The following is a 24,371-nucleotide window of genomic DNA, read 5'->3' as shown; positions in this document are numbered from 1 at the left end:
TCTGGTGGGAGTAGTTGACCGCTGATCAGGTCAGGTCGGCCAGGCAGCTCCACTCGGCTGCCACCGGGCGGTAGCCCAGCCGGGTGTTGATCGCGAGCATCGGTCCGTTCGCCTCGTCGTTCGAGGTGTACGCGACGCGTACACCGTTCGTGGCAGCCCGGTGCAGCGCGGCCGTCTTGGCGAGCCGGGCGAGGCCCCGCCCCCGGTACGCCGGGAGACTGCCGGTGAAATCCGACCACATCCGGTCCCCGTCCCGCTTCACCAGGCTGAAGGCGGCGACCTCACCATCGACTTCGGCAGCGATGCTGGCCGTCTTGTCCAGACCGAGGTTGTCCCAGACGTCGTACTGCCAGCTCTCGTAACTGATCGAGTCGACCGGCACGTCGCCCGGCTCGTCGGCGGCTGCGGCCACGTCGGCCGCGTACAGCAGATGCGGGTCGAGGTCGGAGATCGGGAGCAGCCGTACGCCCGGCGGCGGGTCGGGCAACGCGGGTGCCGGATTCAGATCGAGCGCGGAGAAGCGCAGCTCACGACTGGGCTCGTAGCCGTGCCGACGGGCGAACGGCAGCGCGTCCGGCTGGGCGAAGGTGCGGAGCCGGCGGACCCCCAGCGGGGCGAGGTGACCTGTCGCGGCCGTCAGCAGCGCGGTGCCGATGCCGCGCCGCCGGTGCTCCGGGTGGACGTGCAGGAGGGTGATGTCACCGAAGTTCGCCGTCGAGGTCGAGTCGTTGCGTTGGGCCGTCACCCAACCGACGACCTGGGCATCGACCTCGGCCACGAAGGCGAGCCAGTCCCTGCCCGGTACCGGCTCGGCGATCATTTTCCGGGTCGACTCGACGCCGCGCACCTGGTACGGGTAGACCATCGCCCGCAGGGCCACCACGGCCGGGGCATCATCCGGCTGCGCCACACGAATGCGCATGTCAGGCCCCCATCCGTACGGCCGCGACGGCCTCGACCTCGACCAGTTGGTCGGTGTAGCCGAGCACGGTCACCCCGAGCAGGGTGCTGGGCGGGTCGTGGTCGCCGAAGAAGTCCCGCACCACCTCCCAGACGGTCACCAGGTCGACCTGGTGCGAGGACGCCACATAGACCGTGGTCTTGACGACGTCGGTCAGCCGCGCGCCGGCGGCGTCGAGAGCGGTCGCCAGGTTCGTCATCACCTGCCGGGCCTGCGCGGCGTGATCGCCCGGCGCGACCGTGCGCCCCTCGGCGTCCAGCGGGCACGCGCCGGCGGTGAAGACCAGCCGGGCGGGTGGATCGACGGTGGCCGCGTACGCGTACTCGGCTGCGTCGGAGAGGGCGGGGACGTGCAACAGCGCGTCAGGATCCGGCATGGCGGCGAGGCTAACGACGATCGGGTCCCCGGGCGACGGATTAACGGCTGCACACGCGCCCGCACGGGTGCGAAAGCAATGAACAAGACCCGCAAAAGGTGCAAATCATACTATTCTCCTTTACCGGCTCAAAAGTTCGTAAATCGTCACATCGATCATGGGGGAAATGTGAGAGCTTTACTCGTCAAGCTCGTCGCCACCGGTGCCACAGCCGGTGCGTTTCTGGTCGGGGCGGGAGGCGCGGCGCTCGCCCAGCCGACCGATCCGACCCAGCCGCCGCCTCAGGTCAGCAACATCGACATCAACCCGGGCAACGTCCCCACGACCGCGGCCGCGTTCACGCAGAGCTGCGAGCCGAACCTCGGCGGTGGGCCGTTCCCGGACCAGGACGTGTGGGTGTTCAACCTGCCAGGCAACCCGGGGACCTCCGGTCAGTTCGTCACGGTCACTGGCACCTGGAGCATCCCGAACGACGGCACCGTGACCCGGACGATCCCTACCGACGGTGGGGCGATCGTCAACGGCATGGGCACCAGCAAGGCATGGATCCGGCTGCCCGCCGGCTGGACACTGACCGACGCCACCGCGGTGATCACCGGTACGGCGGAGTTCTTCGTGCTGACCCACACCTGTGCCGCCAGCGGTCAGCCGACCACGCCACCGCCCACCACGGCGCCGCCCACCACGGCGCCGCCCACCACGGCGCCGCCCACCCAGCCGCCCACCAGCGCGCCGCCCACAAGCGCGCCGCCCACGACCCCGACGAAGAGCCACCTGCCGATCACCGGCACGTCGGCGGGCAGCGGGCTGATCCCGATGGCCATCCTCGGAATCGGTGCGGTGGCGCTCGGCGCCACGTTGATCGCCGTGCGGCGCCGCCGGGACGCGGAGAGCTGATCGGCCAGCACGGGCATCGGACCCGCAACTGCTAGCGGGTCCCGGGGGCTCTCCTCGTGGAGGAGGGCCCCCGGCTACGCCGAGTCGCGCCGGATCAGCTCGGTGGGGAGCATGATCGCCTGCTCGATGGTCTCCCCGGCGGCCAGCCGGAGCAGTTGTCGGGTCATCCGCCGGCCCAGCTCCACGATCGGCTGCCGGACGGTCGTCAGCGGCGGCTCGGTGTAGGCGGCGGTCTCGATGTCGTCGAAGCCGACCACGGCGACATCCTCCGGCACCCGACGGCCGGCCTCGCGCAGCGTACGCAGGGCGGCGTGCGCCATCAGGTCGGAGGCGGCGAAGACGCCGTCCAGGTCGGGGTGCTCGGCGAGCAACCGTCGCATCGCCGCCGACCCGGACTCGCGGGTGAAGTCGCCGACGGCGATCAGCTCGGGCAGCCCCGCGTCGGCGACCGTGGCGCGGTAGCCGCGGAGCCGTTCGATCCCGGCGACCATGTCCTGTGGCCCGGCGATGGTGGCGATCCGGCGGCGACCGCTGTCGATCATGTGTCGTACGGCTGCGGTCACCCCGCCGACGTGGTCGACGTCGACGTACGGCACGGGCACGTCGCCGAGCGGCCGGCCGCTGACCACCACCGGGATGCCGAGCCGGGCGAGCGTGCCGGGCAGCGGGTCGGCGCCGTGCAGCGAGGCGAAGAGCACCCCGTCGACGTGCCGGCCGGTGGTGTAGCGCTCGACCCGATGGTGGCCTGCCGGTGAACCGGCGAGCATCAGCACCAGTTGTTTGTCGGCCGCTTCCAACTCCTGGCTGACACCGCGGATGATGCCGGGGAAGACCTGGTCGTCGGAGAAGACCCGGGTGGCCGCCTCCGGCATGACCAGGGCGATCGAGTCGGTGCGTTGGGTGACCAGGCTGCGGGCGGCGAGATTGGGGACGTACCCCAGTTCGGCGACCGCCCGGGTGACCGCCTCGCGGATCGGCTCGGCGACGGTGGTGGAGCCGTTGACCACACGGGACACCGTCGCCCGGGACACCCCGGCCCGCGCCGCCACTGCTTCGAGCGTCGGCCGCTGCGCCGTCGTCATCGTGCCTTCCCCCCGCTCGTCGCAGCCCGTTCCGGGAGACCGTTTCGTGGTCCCACCGGGCGCTGGCCTTCGGTGTGCGCCGCTGGGTCAGGTGGTCGACGTGCGCGATCCCGAACCGCTTGCGGTAACCCTCCGCCTGTTCGACGTTGTCCAGGATTGACCATACGAGATAACCGCCCAGGTCCACGCCCCGGGAAGTCGCCTCGGTGATCGGCAGTGACTTGGTACGCCTTGCCCGGAGTGCGGCTGAAGGTGTCCGAGATGGACTGACCAGAGCGCTCTCACGTCAGGGTGGTGGGTGGGTCCGTGTCGTGTCAAGAGAGCGCTCTCCCAGACCTGTCGGCTCGAACCCGAAGGAGATCGAGGACGCCACCCCCGGCGGGGTGACGCCCTCGTCGTGGCAGAGCCGATCAGCGGGTACGCAGACCCTCCAGCAGGGTGCGATCGCCGGCGACGTCCAGCGTCTCGAAGCTCACCCGACCCCAGAGCGCCAACAGCAGGTCGCTCGCGGTGCCGCTGACCTGGGCCCGGGCGTGGTGGTCGTCGTGGTCGAAGATGGTCGCGGTGTCGAGCAGCGCCACCCCCTCGCCACGCAGCCGCAGATACCACTCCTGAGCCGCATCCGTGGCGGTGAGCTGCACCACCCCGTGCCAGCCGCCCGGCGTCCGCCGCCGACCCGCGGGCAGCCAGGTGTCCAGCACCTCACTCACCCCGTCGGCCGCGAGCTTCGCCTCCACCGGCTCGCCGGCCGCGATGGCGAGCTGGGCGTCCCAGCGGTGCACCGCCGTCTCGTGCGCCATTCGACGCGGCCAGAAACCGGCCTTCTTCGGCTGCGGAGCCCAGTTCCACGCCGGTGCCTCCGGGTCGAGCCCGTCGAAGACGGTCATCAGCTGGTCGTACCCCTGGCGCCACAGTTGGAGCGGATTCACGCCCGCTTCCAGTTCGGCCCGGTCCTGGCGCTCCGGCCGGGTGGTCAGCCCGGCGCCGGCGAACGACGAAACCCAGTGGTAGATCCGAGCGAGATGCAGTGTGAGGTCGTTGACCGTCCAGCCCGGACAGGACAGAACCGGTGTCTCCGGCGGCGCCTCGGCCACCGCCGCCGCGAAAGCCGGCCCCTCCGCCCGGAGCGCCCCGATCCAGAAATCCTTGCTGCCCTGCAGTCTGCTCATCGCCATCCTCCCGGGGGTGCCGGGCGACCAGTGGGTGCCACGGCTATTACTCAGCCTAAGGTGAAGGGCGTGCCAGACGCCTCCGCCCAGCCGACAACCGAAGCCGATCGTGCCATCCCTGGTCCACTGGCCAGCCACACCACTCTGCGGATGGGTGGGTCGGCCGAGCGGATCGTGGCCGCCGGCAGTGCTGACGAGATCGTTCGGGCGGTCCGGGCGGCGGAGGAGCCACTCCTGATCCTGGCCGGCGGCAGCAACGTGGTGATCGGCGACTCCGGCTTCCCCGGCACCGTCGTCCTGGTGCGCTCCCGTGGCCTGCACGTCCTCGCCGAGGACGCCGGATCGGTCACCGTACGGGTCGACGCCGGCGAGCCGTGGGACGACCTGGTCGCCGCCACGGTGGCCAACGGCTGGGCTGGCCTGGAGTGCCTCTCCGGCATCCCCGGCTCGACCGGTGCCACCCCGATCCAGAACGTCGGCGCGTACGGCCAGGAGGTCGCCGAGACGATCACCGGCGTCGAGGTGTACGACCGCGCCAAGGGCACCCGCCACGTCATCCCCGCCGCCGACTGCGGGTTCGCCTACCGGGGCAGCATCTTCAAGTACGGGGACCGTTGGGTGGTGCTCGCGGTCGACTTCCGGCTTGCCCGGTCCCCGATCTCCGGCCCGGTGCGTTACGCCGAACTGGCCCGTGCGCTCGGTGTCGAGGTGGGCGACCGGGTGCCTCTGGCCGACGCCCGAGCCGCGGTGCTGCGGCTGCGCGCGGGCAAGGGCATGGTGCTCGACGCCACCGACCCGGACACTCGGTCGGTCGGCTCCTTCTTCACCAACCCGGTGCTCGACCAGGCGACGTACGAGCTGCTCCTGGAGCGTGCCGCCGAGCTGGGCGACCCGCCCGCCTGGCCAGGGGCCGACGGCCTGGTCAAGGTGAGCGCGGCCTGGCTGATCGACAAGGCCGGCTTCAGCAAGGGCCATGCCGGTGCGGGCGGGGTAACCATCTCCAGCAAGCACACCCTGGCCCTCACCAACCACAGCGGCAGAGCCCGCACCGCCGACCTGCTGACCCTGGCCCGCGACATCCGCGACACGGTGCACGCCCGCTTCGGCGTAACCCTCCACCCCGAACCGGTCCTAATCAACTGCACCCTCTAGACCCACCGCCCACGCGCCACCCTCACCTCGGCGATCTTGCAGCTTCTGTCACGACATACGGGGCGTAAAGCCGTAAATCAACGACAGGACCTGCAAGATCGCGGGGGCGTGGGGTCAGGGTGGGGGCCAGGGGAGGGTCAGCTCTCCTTGGCGCCAGCGGTTCGGGCCGTTCAGGATGGGCCAGCCGGTCTCGCGGAGACGGGTTACCGCGCTCAGCCAGCGTTGGCGGGGGCCGAAGGTGGCGTAGGGCGCGGCGGCCTGCCAGGCGTCGTCGAGCGCGCGGATCAGATCGTGGATCGGTTCGCCGGGGACGTTGTGATGGATCAGCGCCTTGGGTAGCCGCTCGGCCAACTCGGCGGGGCTGCCCAGCGTGGTGAGCTTCGCGGCCAGGGTCAGCGTGCGGGGGCCGTCGGCGTCGATCAGCAGCCAACTGGCGAGCCGCCCCAACTCGTCGCACGTGCCCTCGACGAGCACCCCACCCGGGGCGAGCGCGGTGGTCATCGTCCGCCAGGCGTCGGGCACCTCGCTCTCGTCGTACTGTCGCAGCACGTTGAACGCGCGGACCAGCACCGGCCGGAGCCCGGCCAGCTCGAACCCGCCTCGGGCGAACGTCAGGCCGGGCGGGTCGGCGGCCGGTGTGGCCGCGGCCACCCGGGCCGCGTCGATCTCCAGCCCCACCAGCCGTACGTCTGGACGCACTCCCGCCGCCAGCCGGGCGCGCAATTCCACCGCGGTCACCGGGGTGGCACCGTAGCCGAGGTCGACCACCAGGGGGTCGGCCGCCGCCAACAGCCGGTCGGCGCACGTGGCGACGATCCAGTTGTCCACCCGGCGGAGCCGGTTCGGGTTGGTGGTGCCTCTCGTGACCACGCCGAGCGGCCGGTGTCGTGCCGCGCCGCTCATACCGCCCCTCCCGGTCGACGACCCCAGTGCCGGTCTCCGTTCGCGACTGCGGGCTCGCAGACCCGGCTCACTTCGCGCGTACCGCTAGACCCGGTGCACCTTGTGCTGGGCGGCCTGGGCCCGCGGTCGGACCACCAGCCGGTCGATGTTGACGTGCTCGGGGCGGGTGGCGCACCAGGCGATGCAGTCGGCCACGTCCTCGGCGACCAGCGGCCCCGGCACTCCGGCGTAGACGGCGGCCGCCCGTTCCGCGTCACCCTCGAACCGGACCAGCCCGAACTCGTCGGTCTTCACCATGCCCGGGTCGATCTCGATCACCCGCAGGGGGCGACCGCACAGTTCCAGGCGGAGCGTGCCGGCGATGGCGGTCTGCGCGTGCTTTGCCGCGGTGTAGCCGCCCCCGCCTTCGTAGACGGTCAGGCCGGCGGTGGAGGAGACCACCACGATGGTGCCGGAGCCTGACGCCTCCAGGGCCGGTAGCAGGGCCTGGGTGACCCGCAGTGTGCCGAGCACGTTGACGTCGTACATCCACTGCCAGTCGGCGACCGAGCCGGACTCCACCGGGTCCAGCCCACGCGCCCCGCCGGCGTTGTTGACCAGCAGGGTGACCGGCCCGGGTGCCTGGGCGGCGGCCTCGGCCAGCCCGGCTACCGATTCGTCCGACGTGATGTCGCAGGTCACCGCGGTGGCCTGCCCGCCAGCGGCGGTGATTTCGGCGACCAGGTCGGCGAGCCGCTCGGCGCGGCGGGCGGCGGCGAGCACGTGGAAGCCCTCGGCGGCGAGTCGGCGGGCGGTGGCGGCGCCGATCCCGCTGGATGCTCCGGTGACGATGGCGACAGAGGTCATCCCGACATTCTCACCCCGACCGCGCAACCCGTCCCGACCGGGCGTCGTGCCGTCATTGACGGGCGTGCGGTGATGAGGTCCGTCACGCCCGGGGGCCGTGGCGGGGAATTTCCGAAGCCCGATGGGGAAGATGGCATCCGGCGTAGAGGTTGACCGAGAAGCGCCGGTCGTGCGAGACGGCATTAACCGTGACAAAGGAGCGGATGTGGCGGAAATGCACACCGGTGTCGGGCGTCAGCGAGGTGCCCGACCGTGGCCTCGGCCTCGCCGCATCGCCACCCTTTCGGTGCACACCTCGCCCCTGCACCAGCCCGGCACGGGCGACGCCGGTGGCATGAACGTCTACATCCTCGAGGTCGCCCGGCGACTCGCCGAGGCCAACGTCGAGGTGGAGATCTTCACCCGGGCCACCTCCGGTGACCTGCCCCCGGTCGTCGAGATGGCGCCCGGCGTGCAGGTCCGGCACATCACGTCCGGCCCGCTGGAGGGCCTCACCAAGGAAGAGTTGCCCGGCCAGCTCTGCGCCTTCACCGCCGGGGTGCTGCGCGCCGAGGCGTCCCGCCCGCCCGGGCACTACGACCTGATCCACTCCCACTACTGGCTGTCCGGCCAGGTCGGTTGGCTGGCCAAGGAGCGTTGGGGTGTGCCGCTGGTGCACACCGCGCACACCCTGGCGAAGGTCAAGAACGCCCAGCTCGCGGCCGGCGACCGGCCGGAGCCCAAGGCCCGGGTGATCGGCGAGGAGCAGGTGGTCGCCGAGGCGGACCGGCTGGTCGCCAACACCCGGGTCGAGGCCAGCGACCTCCTCGATCGGTACGACGCCGACCCGGCCCGGGTCTCCGTGGTGCAACCGGGCGTCGACCTGGACCGGTTCCGGCCCGCACCGGGCGACCGGTCCGCGGCGACCCACGAGGCTCGCCGCCGGCTGGGCCTGCCGACCAATGGGTACGTCGTCGCCTTCGTCGGCCGGATCCAACCACTCAAAGCCCCCGACGTGCTGATCCGCGCCATCGCCGCCCTCCGGGAGCGCGACCCGGCGCTGGCCGCCCAGGTGACCGTGGTGATCTGCGGCGGGCCCAGCGGCAGTGGGCTGGACCGGCCGACCGCGCTGATCGAGCTGGCCGCCAAGCTCGGGGTCAGCGACGGGGTGCGGTTCCTGCCGCCGCTCACCGGGGACGACCTGCCAGCCCTGTACCGGGCGGCCGACCTCGTCGCGGTGCCGTCACACAACGAATCGTTCGGGCTGGTCGCCCTGGAGGCACAGGCCTGCGGTACGCCGGTGCTGGCCGCCGCCGTCGGAGGTCTGGTCACTGCCGTGCGGGATCACGTGAGTGGCGTACTGATCGACGGGCATGACCCGGTCGACTGGGCCACGGCGCTGGGCCGGCTGCTGCCGGACCAGGCCCTCCGGGCGGTGCTTGCCCGGGGCGCCGAGCAGCACGCCCGGCACTTCTCCTGGGACCGTACGGTCGCCGGTCTGCTCGGCGTCTACGGCGAGGCGATCGCCGCGCACCGCGCCCGGCTCGCGGCCGACCTGGCGGCCGACCCCGCACTCTCCTGCTCCTGGTGACCGGGGGGCGTCGGTCGCCAACCGGTGCGCCGGCCAGGTCGGTCGTAAAGTAGGCCCGGTGAGCCCGAAGAGCGATCTCGCGACCCTGATCGAGTCGGTCTGTGCCGAGCGGGACCTGGCCTGCGAGTCGACCGGCCCCAACTCGTACGCGGTGACCCTGCCGGGCACCCACAAGCTCAAGACGGTCTGCAACCTGATCGTCGGCGAGCACGCGCTGCGGGTCGAGGCGTTCGTGATGCGCCAACCGGACGAGCGCCGTGAAGAGCTGTGGGCCTGGCTGCTACAGCGCAATGCCCGCATGTACGGCGTCTCCTTCTCCACCGACGCGGTCGGCGACGTGTACCTGACCGGGCGCGTCAACCCGGCCGGTGTGGACGCCGACGAGTTGGACCGGCTACTCGGCGCCGTCCTCACGTACGCCGACGAGTCGTTCGACACGATGCTGGAGATCGGCTTCGGCAGTTCGATCCGGCGGGAGTACGAGTGGCGGGTCAAGCGTGGCGAGTCGACCGCCAACCTGGCCGCGTTCGCCCATCTCTTCGAGCCCTCCGGCGCCGGCCCCGATCCAACCTGACCCCCAGCGCCGCCGCGCGCCCTGCGCGCTCTGCGTGCCGCGCGCCCCGCGCCCCACACCCCACACCCCAAGATCGCGCTCGAACCAGGAAGTAGTGGCCTCGTTGAACGCTGATGCCACTCGATCCTGGATCCAGCACGATCATGGCGAACTGACGGTGGGTTCGGACTGCTCCTGACGGGTATGCCGCACCGCGCGGTGCGGCAAGGGACCCCCGCGCGCCGAGGACGGAGTGTCGAGGAGCGTGAGCGTCCCATGGCTCAGCGGAACAGCTCAGGTCGCGGCGGGACTGCGACCAGGACCAAACGACAGGGCGGCAACCAGACGCCGGGTACTCCCGGGATCTCCGAGTCGGAGATTTCCCGGATGCGGGTGGACGACATCCGCGGGCAGTTGCGCAAACGTGGGGTCTCTGGGATCTCCGCCCTGCGCAAGCCCGACCTGGTGAAACAGTTGGTGCGCTCGCTGGTTTCCGATGCCGGTGGCGCGGGCCGGCGCAGCACTGGACCGGCTGGTCGGGCCACCGGCACCAGGGCATCGGCCGGTAGGGCCTCCGCGACGAAGAAGTCGGCGTCGAAGGCGGCACCGAGTCGCGCGAAGGCCGCACCGGCGAACAAGAGTGCTCCCGCGAAGCGGGCCGCGGCCAAGAAGACGACCGCGGCGAAGAAGACGACCGCCGCCAAGAAGACCACGGCGGCGGCGAAGAAGACGACTGCGGCCAAGAGAACGACGGCGGCGAAGAAAACGACTGCGGCCAAGAGAACGACGGCGGCGAAGAAGACGACCGCCGCGAAGAAGACGACCGCCGCACGGAAGACAGCGGCGACCAGGTCGACCGGACCCGCGCGGAAGGCAGCGGCCAAGAAGGCGCCAGCGCGGCCGGCGGCGAAGCGCGCGGCGCCCGCCAAGCGCACGACGGCCCAGCGCGCGGCGCCCGCCAAGCGTGCGGCGCCACCGTCGGCCGGCAGCGGGATGGGTGCTGTTGGGATCCGGACCGGACGGAGTACCGGACGGTCGGTCCGCAGCTCGCAGGTGATCTCGTCGCTGTCGGACCGGCCGGAGCGTCCGGGCCGGAGCTTGATCACCGCGAATCATGAGGTGATTCAGCGTTGGGCCCGGGAGCGCGGGGCGAAGCCGGCGACCATCGCCGGCACCGAGCGGGACGGCCGGGCGGGAGTTCTGACCTTCAACATTCCCGGATATCGGGAAAGCAGCCGAATTCGCGAGATCACCTGGGATGACTGGTTCTACACCTTTGACCTGCGCCGGCTGAACCTGATTTATCAGGAACAGCTGCGTGACGGCCGGCAGAGCAACTTCTTCCGGACCGAGTCACCCGATCGGGAAGACGGTTGAGGTGTTTGCGGGAATGGCTGAGGGGTACGCGGCTGTTGCCAAACAGCGAGACCGGAGCAGCGGATACTCGCCAGTTGTGACCGGCGAGACAGCGTTCTGGGTTGAATCCAGAATCCGGGCGAACTAGCTTTATTGCACCGCGCCACGCTTGGAAACGTTCGGGGGAGCGGCGGATCGATCAGATCCGCGCACCAGGCGAGGCGCGAGGGGACGGGTGGATCTACCGTTGGGGGACGGTGCCCACCTGTTTGGACCGGCGGCTGAGCGGGCGACGCTTACGGGGGTGAGTGTTGCCCGCCGCCGCCGGCCCCACCGGCGGGCGCCCACCACGACCTTAGGGACGTGGTGGGCGCTTTGCGTGAAACGTTGCGTACCGTAAACGCCCTTATGCGATAAACGCCCTTATGCGATCGGCGCGCGGTCGTCGACGGGTGTTACCGGCTTCCGCTCGGCGGCCCGGCGGAGCGCGGCCACGTGTCGCTCCCGGGGTGGTCCGGCGAACAGGTGCCCGAGTGCGGCCACCATGCCGAGCCCACCCACGATCAGCCAGTGCCGGTCCCCGAGGTGCTGCAGGCTCAACCCGCCGAGCGTGGGAGCGACGAACGCCGCGGCCGGAAACGTCAGGTAGAAGACCGACTGGTACCGGGCGCGTAGCTGCGGCGGGGCCAGGTCGGCGTTGATCTGCGCGTTGGGCGGGGCGGCGAGCATCGAACCGACCGTCCAGACCGCCGCGGCACCGAGGTAGATGGCCAGCCCGTCGGCGACGGCGAGTACGCCGAAACCGAGCGCGAGCAGCGCGGTGGAGACGGCCAGCACGACGTCCTTGCGGTGCCGGTCGATCAGCCGGGGCACGAACAGTTGCCCAACCACGATCAGCGCGCCACCGAGCGCCACCACCAACCCGTACGCCGATGGGCCCAGGCCGTCCGCGCTCATCGCCAGCGGCATGATCGTGGAGGTCTGCATGGTGAGCACGGCGAGCACGAAGGTGAGCCCGACGAAGACCAGGAACGTGCGGTCCGTGAGCGCGGTGTGCAGCCCCGGACGGCGGGGCCGGACGGACGTCGGCGCCGAGGGTGCCGGCGGCTGAAGGTCGACGGCCGGCGCGGCAATGCGCAGAGTCTCCGGCACCTTCCAGCCGATCACGGCGGCGGCCGTCAGGGTGGCACCGGCGTCGACCAGGAAGAGCGCGGTGAAGCTCGCCTCGGCCAGCACCCCGGCGAGCAACGACGCGACCGCCATTCCCAGGTTGAACGCCCAGAACTGGAGGTTGAACGCGCGCGAACGCCGTTCGGCGGGCACCACGTCGACGATCGCCGCGACGAACGCCGGGCTGGGCATCGAGTGGACCACGCCGATCAGCGCGGAGAGCACCGCGATCAGGAGCAGCGGCCGGCTGAAGGCGAGCGCCACCATCAGGCCGGCCGTGACCAGGTGCGCGGCGAGGAGGGTTGCCCGGCGGCCCCACCGGTCGGCCAGCACCCCGCCGAGCAGCACACCGGCTGCCCCACCGGCCCCGTACGCGCCGACCACCGTTCCGGCCAGCCCAACGCTCGCTCCGCGTACGTCGGTGAGGTAGAGCGAGAGGAACAGCATGGCGAAGGCACCGGCCCGGTTGATCAGCAGGCCGGCCCAGAGGTACCAGAAGGTGGCGGGGAGACCGCCCGCGGTGTCGTGCCACCAGCGCCGCAGGGCGTACACCCGACCTCCCGACAGTTCGGTTTCCTAACCGTTTCCTGTGCACGGTAGGAAGTCGGGGGCCATTGCGCCAGCCGTTATCTTGATCTTCGGTCTTTCGTCAGGCGGTTGCTTCGGCGGGCTGGGGCCCCCGGTGGGCGGTGACCGGTGCCAGCGCTTCGCCGGAGCGGCGCAGCGCGACGGCACGCCGTTCCCGGGCCGGCCCCGACACCAGGTGGGCCACCGCGGTCAGAACGCCGAGCATCGCGCAGCCGTACCAGAGGGTGTCGTTGCCGGCGTGTTCGCGCACCAGACCGCCGAGGATCGGTGCGCTGGCTCCGGCGATCTGCCACGAGAGGGAGAACACGCCCTGGTAGCGGCCGCGCAACTCGGCCGGGGAAAGCTCGGCGATCAGCGTGGAGTTGGACGGCGAGTTCAGCATCTCGCCGAGCGTCCAGATCAGCACGGTCAGCCCGTAGAACCAGGCGGTGCCGGCGAACGCGGTCAGCCCGAACCCGACACCCATCACCACGGCCGCCAGCGCGAGCACGTACGAGCGGCTCCGACCCCTGATCAGTCGGGGTACGAAGAGCTGGCCGACCACGATGAGGACGCCGTTGAGCGCGATGACCGTGCCGTAGGTGGCCGGGCTCAGGCCGTCGTCACCCATGGCGATCGGCAGCATCGAGATGTGCTGGAGGAAGACCAGCGCGGAGAACAGGTTGAGGGCCACGAAGCCCAGGAAGACGCGGTCGCTGAGGATCGTGCGTAGGGCGCCGCGTGGGGCACTCGCCGTTGCGGTGCTGGCGGAACCGGCCTGCCGGGTCTCCGGCACCCGCATGAAGATGATCAGCGCGGTTACCAGCATGGTGCCCGCGTCGACCACGAACAGCAGCAGGTAGTCGGCCTGTGCGGCGAGGCCGGCGAGCACGGCGGCGCAGGCGAAGCCAAGGTTGATCGCCCAGTAGTTGAGCGAGAAGGCGCGTAGTCGGTCCTTCGCCGGGACCACGTCGATCATCATCGCCCCGAACGCGGGCCGGGCCGCCTCGGCGAACATGCCGAGCAGGAGGGCGCCCAGCGCCACCGCCCAGAGGTCCCGGGCCAGCCCGAGCGCGAGCATCATGGCGGCGGCGCCCACGTGTGCGGTGAGCAACGTCGGTCGGCGGCCCCACCGGTCTGCCAACGTGCCGCCGGCGGTGGTGCCGAACGCCCCGCCGACGCCCCACAGGCCGATCACCAGGCCAGCCTGGGAGGCCGAGAAACCGCGCTCCTGGGTCAGGTAGATGGCGAGGAAGACGAGGACGAACGAGCCGAGCCGGTTGATCAGGGTGCCTGACCACAGGTACCAGAAAGTGGTCGGCAGGCCGCCGGTGGTGTCCCGGAACCAACTCCGCATCGTCCGCATATGGCGCCCCGCTCGAAAGTAATGACCGATGTGACTGTCGTGCCTTACAACCCTAGCGGCGGGTGGATCCGCTGGTCACCCGCGTTTTCACGTGGTGGTCGTCACGACGGCTGCCCGCGTGTCCCAGGGACGGTTGAGGCAGGATGATCCGCATGACTGCGAGCGAAGGGCCCACCGTCGGGACGCTGGTCCTGCTGCGGCACGGTGAGAGCGACTGGAATGCCAAGAACCTCTTCACCGGCTGGGTGGACGTCGACCTGACCGAGAAGGGCGAGGGCGAGGCGCGGCGCGGTGGCGAGCTGATGCGCGAGCACAGCCTGCTGCCGGACGTCGTGCACACCAGCGTGCTGCGCCGTGCGATCCGCACCGCCGAGTTGGCGCTCAGCGCCGCCGACCGGCACTGGATCGCGGTGCGCCGGTCGTGGCGGCTCAATGAGCGGCACTACGGCGCCCTGCAGGGCAAGAACAAGAAGCAGACCCTGGATGAGTACGGCGAGGAGCAGTTCATGCTCTGGCGCCGGTCGTACGACACCCCACCGCCGCCGATCGACGACAACGACAAGTGGTCGCAGGTCGGTGACCCCCGCTACGCGCTGCTGCCGACCGAGCTGATGCCGCGTACCGAATGCCTCAAGGACGTCGTCGACCGGATGCTGCCCTACTGGTACGACTCGATCGTGCCGGACATCCTGGCCGGCCGGACGGTGCTGGTGGCCGCGCACGGCAACTCGCTGCGCGCCCTGGTCAAGCACCTCGACCAGATCTCCGACGAGGCGATCGCCAAGCTGAACATCCCGACGGGCATCCCGCTGCGCTACGACCTCGATCCGCACCTGCGCCCGCTCACGCTGGGTGGCACCTACCTCGACCCGACCGCCGCGAAGGAAGCCGCCGCCGCGGTGGCGAACCAGGGTCGCTGAGCTGCTGAAAAGGGGCCCCTCGTCAGCGCGTGAGCGCTGACGAGGGGCCCCGATCCCGATCGGGGCTCAGCTGCCGGTGGGCGTGTTCTCCCCGGTGATCAGGTAGATCACGTGCTCGCCGGCGTTGACCGCGTGGTCGGCGAAGCGCTCGTAGTAGCGGCCCAGCAGGGTGGCGTCGATCGCGGTCTCCACCCCGTACGGCCACTCGTCGCCGAGCAGCATTGCGAACAGGTTCTTGTGCAGCTCGTCCATGGCATCGTCGTCGCTGTCCAGCTCGCCAGCGAGGTCGGCGTCGGGCTTCGCCAGCACCGAGCCGATCTTCACGGCCATCCGGTCGGCGATCTCGGACATTTCGGTGAAGACCGTCCGCAGTTCGGCGGGGACGGCGGGGGAGGGGTGCCGGCGCAGCGCGGTCTTGCCCACGTGCTCGGCGAGGTCGCCCATTCGCTCCAGGTCCGCGGCAACGTGCAGCGCGGTGATCATTGCTCGGAGGTCGGAGGCGACCGGCGCCTGTCGGGCGAGCAGGTCACAGACCCGCTCCTCGACGTGCCGGTAGAGGTCGTCGATCTCGGCGTCCCGCTCAATGACCGTCTCGGCGGCCTGCCGGTCGGCGGTGAGCAGGGCCCGGGTGGCCTGGCGCATGGCGGCGCGGACGCCCTCCGCCATGTCCACCAGCAGTTGGCTGACGATCTGGAGGTCGGCCCGGAACTCGTCGCGCATCATCACGTCCTGTGGTCGGTCGCCGCCGACGGGTGCCGGCGCAGGGGGGTTGAGCAGGTGCGACGCCAACGGTAGGGCGCGCGGGCGGACCCCGGATGAACCACGGTGAACGACGCCAGACGCAGGGGTGAACAATTCTGAAAGTGAGGGTGATTCGTCCCGGTCTGTGTGGTAGCCAGGTTAACAATGACCCTACGATCGCCGGGTGGAGTGGGCGGTGGCGGTCGTGGTGGCCGTGGCGTTGGTGGCCGGGTTGGCCGCCGGTTTCGTGCTGCCCCGGTTCCTGCCGGCGCGGGACGGTCGCTCCACGTCGACGGGCAGCGCGAGCTCCCGCTGGAGCAGGGGGAGGCCCGCGATAGCCGACGAGCAGCAGGCCGGACTCGGCCGCCGGACGATCGACTCACTCCGCGCCGGTGTCGTGGTACTGGACAACGACGACGTGCCCGTGCTGATCAATCCGGCCGCCCGCGCGATGGGGCTTCTGCGTACCGGCAGTCGCCCCGGCTCGATCGCGGCGCACCCGCTGATCCGCACCCTTGCCGGTCAGGTACGACGCACCGGTGTGCGGCGCGAGATCGAGCTGGACCTGCCCCGAGGTCGCGACAGCGCGGGGGAGAACCCGCTCGGCGTGCACCTGCGAGCAATGGGCCTCGGCAATGGCTTCATCGCGGTGGAGGCGGTCGACGTGACCGAGTCACACCGGCTGACCCGCGTACGACGCGATTTCGTGGCCAACGTGAGCCACGAGCTCAAGACCCCGATCGGGGCGCTGCAACTGCTCGCCGAGGCACTGCTGGACGCGACCGAGCCGGCCGACGCCGCGGCACCCGACCTCTCCGAGGACCTGGTGGCCGCCCGCCGGTTCGCCGAACGGATCCAGCACGAGTCGACCCGGCTGGGCCGGCTGGTGCAGGAGTTGCTGGAGCTGACCCGGTTGCAGGGCGCCGAACCGCAGCCGCCACCCGAGCCGGTCGCGTTGGACTGGGTGATCGCCGAGGTGGTCGACCGGACCCGCACCACAGCTTCCGCCCGCGGTGTCGAGGTGAGCGTCGACGGTGAGCGTGGCCTCACCGCGTACGGCAGCGACTCCCAACTCGCCACGGCGGTGGCGAATCTCGTGGAGAACGCCATCAACTACTCGGGCGAGGACACCGTTGTGCGGGTCACCCTCCGCGGTGACGACGAGCACGTCGAGATCGCGGTCGCCGACCAGGGCATCGGCATCGCCCCCACCGACGTGGATCGCATCTTCGAGCGGTTCTACCGGGCAGACCAGGCCCGTTCGCGTGCCACCGGCGGCACTGGGCTCGGCCTGGCGATCGTGAAACACATCGCGAGCAACCATGGCGGACGGGTCGAGGTGTCGAGCACTCTTGGTGGTGGATCGACGTTCACCCTCCGGCTGCCCGCCAGTCCCCCGGATGACCTGCTGGCGACACTGCCGCCGGTTGGGATCGAGTCCGGTCCGGCTGGGCTACGGCAGGTCTGACAGCAAATGGAAAGGAAGTCCCCGTTGAGCCGCGTTCTGGTGGTCGAGGACGAGGAGTCGTTCTCCGACGCCTTGTCGTACATGCTCCGTAAGGAGGGCTTCGAGGTTTCGGTCGCTGCGACCGGCACTGACGCCCTCACCGAGTTCGACCGGACCGGCGCCGACATCGTGCTGCTCGACCTGATGTTGCCAGAGATGTCCGGGACCGAGGTCTGCCGGCAACTGCGGCAGCGGTCGGCCGTGCCGATCATCATGGTCACGGCCCGGGACAGCGAGATCGACAAGGTGGTCGGGCTGGAGATCGGCGCCGACGACTACGTCACCAAGCCGTACTCGCCGCGGGAACTGGTTGCCCGGATCCGGGCGGTGCTGCGCCGGCAGAGCCCGGAGGTGGCCGAAGCGGGCGCTCCGACGCTTGCCGCCGGGCCTGTGCGGATGGACATCGAACGGCACGTGGTGACCGTCGATGGCGGGGCCGTGCAGCTGCCGCTGAAGGAATTCGAGCTGCTGGAACTGCTCCTGCGCAACGCGGGCCGGGTGCTCACCCGCGGCCAGCTCATCGACCGGGTCTGGGGCGCCGACTACGTCGGTGACACCAAGACGTTGGACGTGCACGTCAAGCGGCTGCGTTCCAAGATCGAGCCGGAGCCGTCCGCGCCGCGCTTCATCGTCACCGTTCGGGGCCTGGGCTACAAGTTCGAGCCGTGATCGGCGTACCCGAAGGGGGTCTGCGTTCGGCGCAGGCCCCCTTCGGGCTGTTCGGGCTTGGTCAGCGGACGACCTTGATGTTGAAGATGGCGGTGTCGAGTCGCCCGTAGAGCCGTAACCAGAGTGGCAGCAGCATCTCGGTGCCCCGCGCGGTGGAGAGGTCACCGAGGTCGATCACGTCGGTGTGCCCGAAGCTGATGAGCAGTCCGGTGACGATCCGCTTGGCCTCCGCGTCGTCACCGGAGACGAAGACGCTGTGCTCGCCGCCGGCGAGCTGACGCGGATGCACCATCAGCTCGGCGGTGAGCGTGTTGAGCGACTTGACCACCATGGTCTGCGGAAACTCGCGCTGGATGCGTTCAGCGAGGGAGTCGGTGTTGTGCACCGACAGGGTGGGCGGAAAGCCCGCACCGAAGTCGAGCGGGTTGGCGATGTCGAGCAGAACCTTGCCGGCCAGGTTCGGTGCACCGGCCGCGGCCAGCGCGGGTAGCGAGCCGTTGCCGTTGGTGGCGTTCACCACGAGTTCGGCGGCGCCGGCGGCTTCGGCGAGGGTCGCCAGGCCGACCTCGGGGTGCTGCGCCGCCCAGTGGGCGTGTTCGCCGGACCGAATGGCCGCGACATCGCGGGTGCCGATGGTCACCTGGTGACCCAGCTCCGCCGCGCGGGCGGCGATGGCTCGACCGACCGAGCCAGTGCCGAGAACTGCGATACGCATGTCGATCGATCCTCCGTCGGGACATCGAATGGGCTCGTGCCGATTGCGAGCAGGCTAACAGACAGGTCTGTCTATTGCTGGCCCCTCGAAGAGGCGTCGTGTGTGCCGATGTCACCTGCTGGGGCTTGCGCGACGGGCGGGCGGGCGGGCGGGCCGGCGGGCGGGCCGGCGGGTGGGTGGGTGGGGTGGGGTCTTCCTGCGCCTGTAGAGCTGCCCCAGATATGGGGCGGCTCAACCGGCACGGCCCTCGGAAGGGGCTGGACGCCGCATGCCGCCTGCTGCACAGGGTGCGTGTCGTCTGCTCCGACGTGCCTCTGTCTGCGCGGGGTCGGGTGCCGTCGGTTCGGACGTGCCTCCGCCTGCGCGGGCCGCGTGTCGCCTGTTCGGACAAGCTTCGTCTGCTGCGGGAGAAGCGTGGCACCTGCTCGGACGCGCTTCCGCCTGCTCGGACGCGCTTCCGCCTGCTCGGACGCGCTTCCGCCTGCTCGCGCGCCTCCTCCTGCTCGGACGAGTCTCACTCCGTCCGGAGAACCGCCCCATTTGTGGGGCAGCTCTACAGGGGCGCCCCAGGGTGGGTCGGTGGCCATGGACGGTGGACCGGAGGCTGGCAGCGGAGGCCGGCAGTGGACGTGTCAATGATGGTGGGACGTCAAGCCGGCCCTGCCCAGGTGGTGCCTGTCCGCTGACGCGACGGGAGATGTAGACGGAACTGTCTGTAGGATCTGTGCCGCCACCAGCAGATTGAGGGAGTACCGATGCCCGCGCCCCGCACTCCGGCCGGCTCGGCCAGGGACCGGATCCTGGACACCGCGTTCCGGCTCTTCTACGCGCACGGGCCGCGCGGCGTGGGGGTGGACACGGTGATCGCCGAGTCGGGCGTGGCCAAGGCGACGCTCTACAAGCACTTTCCGCGCAAGGACGATCTCGTGCTGGCGTACCTCGATCGGGTCGACCAGGCGTGGTTCGGCGCGCTGCGGTCCGCGGCCCGGGACGCCGGCGACGAGCCGCGCGACCAGTTGGTCGGGATGTTCGACGCACTGGCCGGCGCCTGCCGCCGGGAGGGTTACCACGGCTGCGCGTTCATCAACACCGCCGCCGAATCGTCCGCCGGTGGCCCGGTGCACGCCCGGACGGTCGAGCACAAAGTCGTGGTACGGGCCTGGGTGACCGAGCTGGCCCGTCAGGCCGGCGCGGCCGACCCGGAACTGCTCGCCCGGCAACTCACCCTGCTGCTGGACGGCGGGCTCGCCGGCGGTGTGCTGGATGGCGACCCGCTGATCGCCGACGCGGCCCGGCGCAGCGCTCGCACACTGGTCGACGACGCCCTGCGCTGAGCGGCGCTCAGGACTCGTCGGCCGGGTGCGGGGCGACCATGCCCTGCTTCGTTCGGGCCGCGCACAGCTCGGCCAGCCGCTCGTAAGCGGCAGCGCCGATCAGCGCGGTCAGCTCCGGGGAGTACGACAGGTACATCGGTTCGGTGCCGACGTGCGCGTCCGTCGAGGAGGTGCACCACCAGTCCAGGTCGTGCCCGCCGGCCCCCCAGCCCCGCCGATCGAACTCGGACAGCGTGGAAACCAGCACCTTTGTGTTGTCCGGCCGCTTGACCCAGTCCTGATCTCGGCGGATCGGCAACTGCCAGCAGACGTCCGGTTTGTATTCCAACGGGTGCACCCCGTCGCGCAACGCCTGGGCGTGCAGCGCGCAGCCACCACCGCCGGCGAAGTCGGCGTCGTTGAGGAACACACACGGACCGTCGGCGCCCTGGGTGGCGGTACGGCGGGCTGGGTTCTTGCCGTCGATGGTGTCCTCGTCGGTCCAGTTCTTGAACCCACGCTGGAAGTGCTGCCAGGTCGACGGGGTGAGCCGCTTGACGGCGTTGCGGACCCGCTTCTCGTCGTCCGAGTCGGTGAAGAACGCACCGTGCGAGCAGCAACCGTCGGCGGCCCGCCCAGCGATGATGCCGTGGCAGCCCTTCCCGAAGATGCAGGTCCAGCGGGAGAGCAGCCAGGTCAGGTCGGCGCGGATCAGGTGCGTCTCGTCAGCCGGGTCGGCGAACTCGATCCACTCTCGGGGGAAGTCCAACGGCACCTCGCGACTGCGCGGGTCGCCCGGGTCGTCCACCAGCACACGGAGCTCCATCGTCACCCGGACCAGCGTACGCGCGGTGACGTCCACGGGCCCGCGAGCCGCGCAAACGTGTTGCACCTAGGGTCTTCACCATGCGACTGGGTGTCCTCGACGTCGGTTCCAACACGGTGCACCTCCTTGTGGTGGACGCGCACCACGGCGCGCACCCATGGCCGGCGCACTCCGAGAAGGTGGTGCTCCGGCTGGCCGAGCAGATCGGCCCCGACGGCGCGCTGACCGACGCGGGAGCGGACGGCCTCGTCAAGGCCGTGGGCATGGCCAAGGCGGCCGCCACCGGGCTGGAGGCCGACGACCTGATCGCGTTCGCCACGTCCGCGGTGCGCGACGCCACCAACGCGGCCGAGGTGCTGGCGCGGGTCCGTGACGAGACCGGCGTACGCCTCGCGGTGCTCTCCGGGGCCGACGAGGCGCGGCTGACGTTCCTGGCGGTACGGCGTTGGTTCGGCTGGTCGGCGGGGCGGCTGCTGGTGCTCGACATCGGCGGTGGCTCCCTGGAGATCGCCGCCGGCATCGACGAGGACCCGGACGCGGCGGTCTCGCTGCCGCTCGGCGCAGGGCGGCTGACCCGGGAGCGGCTGCGCGTCGACCCGGGCAGCGCGACGCCGCCGTCCGCCGAGGCTGTCGACAAGCTGCGGGAGTACGTGGAAGGTCGGCTGGACAAGGTGGTCGACCAGATGACCGAGGTGGGTTGGGGTCGCGCGGTGGCCACTTCGAAGACGTTCCGTACCCTGGCCCGGCTGGCGGGGGCGGCACCGTCCGGTGCCGGGCTCTGGGCGCGGCGCAGCCTGACCCGCGCCGGTCTACGGCAGGTCATCGGCTTCATCCGACACATCCCACCGGCCCAGTTGATGGAGTTGGAGGGGGTCAGCTCGGGCCGTGCCCACCAGTTGCTGGCCGGCGCTGTGGTCGCCGAGGCGGTGATGCGCCGCCTGGATCTGGACTCGCTGGACATCTGCCCGTGGGCGCTGCGGGAAGGCGTCATTCTCCGCCGACTCGATCAACTCGAACCGATCTGATCGGACGCGCGGTTTAGGCTGATTCGCCAGCGCTCGTCACGATGCCCCCTGCGTCGCCGGGCTACGCTGACTGATGTGACTTCCCGCGTTCCCGTGCTCCTGTCCAGCTCGTCGGTCTTTCCCGAGCCGACCGCGGCGGCGTTCCAACTGGCCGCGGCACTCGGTTACGACGGCGTCGAGGTGATGGTCTGGACCGACGTGGTCAGCCAGGACGCGGGCGCGCTGCGCGGCCTCTCCAAGCACTACGGCACGCCGGTGCTTTCCGTGCACGCGCCCTGCCTGCTGGTCACCCAGCGGGTGTGGAGCCCGGACCCGTGGGAGCGGCTGCGCAAGGCCGCCGAGCTGGCCGAGACGCTGGAGGCGCCGACTGTCGTGGTGCACCCACCGTTCACCTGGCAACGGGACTACGCACGTAACTTCGCCGAGGGGTTGGCCACGGTCGCGGCCCGGTTCACCGGGCTGCGGTTCGCGGTGGAGAACATGTACCCGGTGCGGATGGCAGGTCGGCAGTTCGTTCCGTACGTGCCGGGTTGGGATCCCACCGACACCGGCTACCCGTCGTACACGCTGGATCTGTCGCACTGCGCGGCCTCGCACAGCGACCCCCTCGCGATGGCCGACCGGATGGGTGCCGGTTTGGCCCACGTGCACCTCGGCGACGGCACCGGTGAGGGCCGCGACGAGCACCTGGTGCCCGGCCGTGGCACGCAACCCTGTGGTGAGCTGCTCTCCTCGCTGGCCGGACGTGGCTTCACCGGGGCGGTGGCGGTGGAGGTCGCCACCCGGGGCGCGAAGAGCCGCGCGGTGCGCGAGGCGGACCTGCGCGCCGCACTGGAGTTCGCCCGTCAGCACCTGACCGCGCCGTCCCCGGCCGACGTCTGACCTGGCCGGTCCCGCCCTCGAAGACAGGGCGGTGGCGGTGTCAGCTGACCGGCGAGAGTGAGTCGGCGCTCACGGTGGGCTGCGCGGCGACCGTCACCTGCTCGCCGACCGCCGCCCGCTTGCGGGCCCGGTGCGCGGCCACGTGCGAGCGGGTGGCGCAGCGCTCCGAGCAGAACCGCCGGCAGCAGTTGGACGACGTGTCCAGGTAGACGTTGCCGCACCGCTCGTCGGCGCAGACCCCGAACCGTGCGCTGCCGTACTCACAGAGCCAGACCGACAGCCCCCAGACCGCGCCGGCCAGGTATTCCGCACTGACCGAGGCACCCCGGCTGGTCACGTGCATGTGCCAGTCGCTGGAGTCGTGCCCGGAGATTCGCGGCTGCACCGGGAACGCTTCGAGCAGCGCGTTCAGCTCGGTGACCGCTCGGGCGTCACGACCCGAGGTGCCGTATTCGAAGACATCGCGCAACCGCTTCTGCGCCCGTCGGAAGATCGCGACGTCCCGGTCGGCGACTTCGTCGCGCATCCAGGCGTTGTCGTCGGGAAACAGGGCCCGCAGGTCGTCGAGGTCGTCCAGACGGGCGTTGACCAAGTCAACGCCGGTCCGGGCGTACGCGTCGAAGTTCACGCCCCCAACGGTAGACGACTCATGGGGTGCGTGCCGCGTCGATGTAGTGCGGCAGAAAGCGCGGGTAGCCGTCGGTGATCAGGCTGGCGCTCTCCCGCACCCCCGCTCCGGAGGTCGGGGTGCCCCGGCCGCCCCTCGGCGGGGGTCCTGGCAGGGGCGTTACGCTCGGCTCATGCTCCGTTCCGTCATCCTCGCCGCCTCCCGGTCATCCCAGGTCGAGCGGCTTGTCGCGACCGCCCCGTACACCCGGGACGTCGTTCGCCGGTTCGTCGCCGGCGCTGCCACCGACGACGCGTTGCGCGCGACCCGCGGGCTCGTCGACGACGGTCTCGCGGTCACCCTCGACCACCTGGGTGAGGACACCGTCACCCCCGAGCAGGCCACCGCCACGCGCGACGAATACCTGAAGTTGTTGAAGATGCTCGGCGGCGCGGGGCTCACCCCGGCCGCCGAGGTGAGCGTGAAGCTCTCCGCTCTCGGCCAGATGTTCGACGAGCAGTTGGCGTACGACAACGCCCGGGCGATCTGCGTGGCGGCCGATGCGGCGGGCACCACGGTCACCCTGGACATGGAGGACCACACCACCACCGACTCGACGCTGGAGGTGCTGGGCCGGCTGCGCAAGGACTTCCCGTCGACAGGTGCGGTGCTCCAGGCGTACCTGCGCCGGACCGAGTCGGACTGCCGGGAGCTCTCCTCGGCGGGGTCGCGGGTGCGGCTGTGCAAGGGTGCCTACAAGGAGCCGGAGTCGGTGGCGTACCAGTCCGCCCGCGAGGTGGACAGGTCCTACGTGCGCTGCATGAACATCCTGATGTCCGGCGACGGCTACCCGATGCTGGCGACCCACGACCCTCGGATGATCGCCATCGGCGAGGATCGGGCCCGCTGGTTCGACCGGGGGCCGGAGCGGTTCGAGTTCCAGATGCTCTACGGCATCCGCCCCGAGGAGCAGGCTCGCCTGGCCGGCGAGGGTTACACCGTCCGCACCTACGTCCCGTACGGCGACGAGTGGTACGGCTACCTGATGCGCCGTCTCGCCGAGCGCCCGGCCAACCTGGTCTTCTTCGGCCGTGCCCTGATCTCCAAGAAGTAATCTCTCCGGTTCGGTCGACGGGCCGGCGGCGACCCCTCGGGTCACCGTCGGCCCGTTTCGCGTAACCGACTTGCCAACTCTGGC

At 70.7% G+C, this 24,371-nt stretch carries 24 protein-coding genes and 1 pseudogene; 12 read left to right on the top strand and 13 right to left on the bottom strand.

Annotated features, from left to right (window positions below; genetic code table 11):
* Positions 1-25: 25 nt before the first annotated feature.
* The gene (locus tag JOD64_RS11790; RefSeq protein WP_204942269.1) at positions 26-922 is read right to left on the bottom strand and encodes a GNAT family N-acetyltransferase; all 897 of its coding nucleotides are present in this window, start codon (positions 920-922) and stop codon (positions 26-28) included.
* Between the two features lies 1 nt (position 923).
* Positions 924-1,337: a RidA family protein gene (locus tag JOD64_RS11785; RefSeq protein WP_204942268.1), complete on the bottom strand. Its 414-nt coding sequence runs from the start codon at positions 1,335-1,337 to the stop codon at positions 924-926.
* Between the two features lie 168 nt (positions 1,338-1,505).
* Between JOD64_RS11785 and JOD64_RS11780 the strand changes: the two genes are divergently transcribed.
* Positions 1,506-2,234 (top strand): hypothetical protein, encoded by a 729-nt coding sequence (locus JOD64_RS11780; protein ID WP_204942267.1) that lies wholly within the window; start codon positions 1,506-1,508, stop codon positions 2,232-2,234.
* Positions 2,235-2,308: 74 nt separating this feature from the next.
* Here JOD64_RS11780 and JOD64_RS11775 read toward each other — a convergent pair whose 3' ends face one another.
* The 3 genes and pseudogenes from JOD64_RS11775 to JOD64_RS11765 form a co-directional block, all read right to left on the bottom strand.
* Positions 2,309-3,316 (bottom strand): LacI family DNA-binding transcriptional regulator, encoded by a 1,008-nt coding sequence (locus JOD64_RS11775; RefSeq protein WP_204942266.1) that lies wholly within the window; start codon positions 3,314-3,316, stop codon positions 2,309-2,311.
* A 22-nt stretch (positions 3,317-3,338) separates the two neighbouring features.
* Positions 3,339-3,563: pseudogene (locus JOD64_RS11770) on the bottom strand (family 1 glycosylhydrolase); the annotation flags it as partial.
* Between the two features lie 163 nt (positions 3,564-3,726).
* Positions 3,727-4,485 carry a maleylpyruvate isomerase family mycothiol-dependent enzyme gene (locus JOD64_RS11765; RefSeq protein ID WP_204942265.1) on the bottom strand — a complete coding sequence of 253 codons (759 nt, stop codon included), beginning with the start codon at positions 4,483-4,485 and terminating at the stop codon, positions 3,727-3,729.
* A gap of 69 nt (positions 4,486-4,554) precedes the next feature.
* On the opposite strand from JOD64_RS11765, the gene JOD64_RS11760 reads away from it, so the two are divergent.
* On the top strand, positions 4,555-5,637 hold the full coding sequence (locus JOD64_RS11760; protein ID WP_204942264.1) for a UDP-N-acetylmuramate dehydrogenase: 1,083 nt from the start codon (positions 4,555-4,557) through the stop codon (positions 5,635-5,637).
* Positions 5,638-5,751: 114 nt separating this feature from the next.
* On the opposite strand, the gene JOD64_RS11755 is transcribed toward JOD64_RS11760, so the two are convergent.
* Both JOD64_RS11755 and JOD64_RS11750 read right to left on the bottom strand, forming a co-directional pair.
* On the bottom strand, positions 5,752-6,540 hold the full coding sequence (locus tag JOD64_RS11755; RefSeq protein WP_204942263.1) for a class I SAM-dependent methyltransferase: 789 nt from the start codon (positions 6,538-6,540) through the stop codon (positions 5,752-5,754).
* A gap of 84 nt (positions 6,541-6,624) precedes the next feature.
* A complete protein-coding gene (locus JOD64_RS11750; RefSeq protein ID WP_184179006.1) occupies positions 6,625-7,386 on the bottom strand; it encodes an SDR family oxidoreductase in 762 nt (253 codons plus the stop codon).
* A gap of 205 nt (positions 7,387-7,591) precedes the next feature.
* Between JOD64_RS11750 and mshA the strand changes: the two genes are divergently transcribed.
* From mshA to JOD64_RS33765, 3 genes are all read left to right on the top strand, one after another.
* Complete coding sequence (mshA, locus tag JOD64_RS11745) at positions 7,592-8,956, top strand: D-inositol-3-phosphate glycosyltransferase (RefSeq protein WP_204942262.1); 1,365 nt, start codon at positions 7,592-7,594, stop codon at positions 8,954-8,956.
* A gap of 58 nt (positions 8,957-9,014) precedes the next feature.
* Positions 9,015-9,530, top strand: coding sequence for a type III secretion system chaperone family protein (locus JOD64_RS11740; protein ID WP_204942261.1), 516 nt, complete (start codon positions 9,015-9,017; stop codon positions 9,528-9,530).
* Positions 9,531-9,995: 465 nt separating this feature from the next.
* A complete protein-coding gene (locus tag JOD64_RS33765; protein ID WP_372434240.1) occupies positions 9,996-10,886 on the top strand; it encodes a hypothetical protein in 891 nt (296 codons plus the stop codon).
* 402 nt (positions 10,887-11,288) lie between these two features.
* On the opposite strand, the gene JOD64_RS11730 is transcribed toward JOD64_RS33765, so the two are convergent.
* Both JOD64_RS11730 and JOD64_RS11725 read right to left on the bottom strand, forming a co-directional pair.
* Complete coding sequence (locus JOD64_RS11730) at positions 11,289-12,587, bottom strand: MFS transporter (protein ID WP_204942259.1); 1,299 nt, start codon at positions 12,585-12,587, stop codon at positions 11,289-11,291.
* 97 nt (positions 12,588-12,684) lie between these two features.
* Positions 12,685-13,968: an MDR family MFS transporter gene (locus JOD64_RS11725; protein ID WP_204942258.1), complete on the bottom strand. Its 1,284-nt coding sequence runs from the start codon at positions 13,966-13,968 to the stop codon at positions 12,685-12,687.
* Between the two features lie 152 nt (positions 13,969-14,120).
* Between JOD64_RS11725 and JOD64_RS11720 the strand changes: the two genes are divergently transcribed.
* Positions 14,121-14,888 (top strand): phosphoglyceromutase, encoded by a 768-nt coding sequence (locus tag JOD64_RS11720; protein WP_204942257.1) that lies wholly within the window; start codon positions 14,121-14,123, stop codon positions 14,886-14,888.
* Between the two features lie 66 nt (positions 14,889-14,954).
* On the opposite strand, the gene phoU is transcribed toward JOD64_RS11720, so the two are convergent.
* Positions 14,955-15,608, bottom strand: coding sequence for a phosphate signaling complex protein PhoU (gene phoU, locus JOD64_RS11715; RefSeq protein WP_204942256.1), 654 nt, complete (start codon positions 15,606-15,608; stop codon positions 14,955-14,957).
* Between the two features lie 205 nt (positions 15,609-15,813).
* Between phoU and JOD64_RS11710 the strand changes: the two genes are divergently transcribed.
* Positions 15,814-17,097, top strand: coding sequence for a sensor histidine kinase (locus tag JOD64_RS11710; protein ID WP_204942255.1), 1,284 nt, complete (start codon positions 15,814-15,816; stop codon positions 17,095-17,097).
* Between the two features lie 24 nt (positions 17,098-17,121).
* Positions 17,122-17,805 carry a response regulator gene (locus JOD64_RS11705; protein WP_030329696.1) on the top strand — a complete coding sequence of 228 codons (684 nt, stop codon included), beginning with the start codon at positions 17,122-17,124 and terminating at the stop codon, positions 17,803-17,805.
* 61 nt (positions 17,806-17,866) lie between these two features.
* Here the strand turns inward: JOD64_RS11705 and JOD64_RS11700 are convergent, their stop codons facing one another.
* The gene (locus JOD64_RS11700) at positions 17,867-18,520 is read right to left on the bottom strand and encodes an NADPH-dependent F420 reductase (RefSeq protein ID WP_204942254.1); all 654 of its coding nucleotides are present in this window, start codon (positions 18,518-18,520) and stop codon (positions 17,867-17,869) included.
* Between the two features lie 755 nt (positions 18,521-19,275).
* Here JOD64_RS11700 and JOD64_RS11695 point away from each other — a divergent pair.
* Positions 19,276-19,854, top strand: coding sequence for a TetR/AcrR family transcriptional regulator (locus tag JOD64_RS11695; protein ID WP_204942253.1), 579 nt, complete (start codon positions 19,276-19,278; stop codon positions 19,852-19,854).
* A gap of 7 nt (positions 19,855-19,861) precedes the next feature.
* On the opposite strand, the gene JOD64_RS11690 is transcribed toward JOD64_RS11695, so the two are convergent.
* On the bottom strand, positions 19,862-20,659 hold the full coding sequence (locus JOD64_RS11690) for a DUF3109 family protein (protein ID WP_204946020.1): 798 nt from the start codon (positions 20,657-20,659) through the stop codon (positions 19,862-19,864).
* Between the two features lie 80 nt (positions 20,660-20,739).
* On the opposite strand from JOD64_RS11690, the gene JOD64_RS11685 reads away from it, so the two are divergent.
* Together JOD64_RS11685 and JOD64_RS11680 are read left to right on the top strand one after the other, a co-directional pair.
* Positions 20,740-21,684 carry a Ppx/GppA phosphatase family protein gene (locus JOD64_RS11685; protein ID WP_204942252.1) on the top strand — a complete coding sequence of 315 codons (945 nt, stop codon included), beginning with the start codon at positions 20,740-20,742 and terminating at the stop codon, positions 21,682-21,684.
* Positions 21,685-21,759: 75 nt separating this feature from the next.
* Positions 21,760-22,566, top strand: a complete 807-nt coding sequence (locus tag JOD64_RS11680; protein ID WP_204942251.1) for a sugar phosphate isomerase/epimerase family protein — start codon at positions 21,760-21,762, stop codon at positions 22,564-22,566.
* Positions 22,567-22,606: 40 nt separating this feature from the next.
* Here the strand turns inward: JOD64_RS11680 and JOD64_RS11675 are convergent, their stop codons facing one another.
* Positions 22,607-23,194, bottom strand: coding sequence for a CGNR zinc finger domain-containing protein (locus JOD64_RS11675; RefSeq protein ID WP_204942250.1), 588 nt, complete (start codon positions 23,192-23,194; stop codon positions 22,607-22,609).
* A gap of 172 nt (positions 23,195-23,366) precedes the next feature.
* On the opposite strand from JOD64_RS11675, the gene JOD64_RS11670 reads away from it, so the two are divergent.
* Complete coding sequence (locus JOD64_RS11670) at positions 23,367-24,287, top strand: proline dehydrogenase family protein (RefSeq protein WP_204942249.1); 921 nt, start codon at positions 23,367-23,369, stop codon at positions 24,285-24,287.
* Positions 24,288-24,371: the final 84 nt, after the last annotated feature.

Source organism: Micromonospora luteifusca, assembly GCF_016907275.1.
Lineage (GTDB): Bacteria > Actinomycetota > Actinomycetes > Mycobacteriales > Micromonosporaceae > Micromonospora > Micromonospora luteifusca.
The sequence above is the reverse complement of the archived record's forward strand: the minus strand, read 5'-3'. Positions and strand labels throughout refer to the sequence as shown.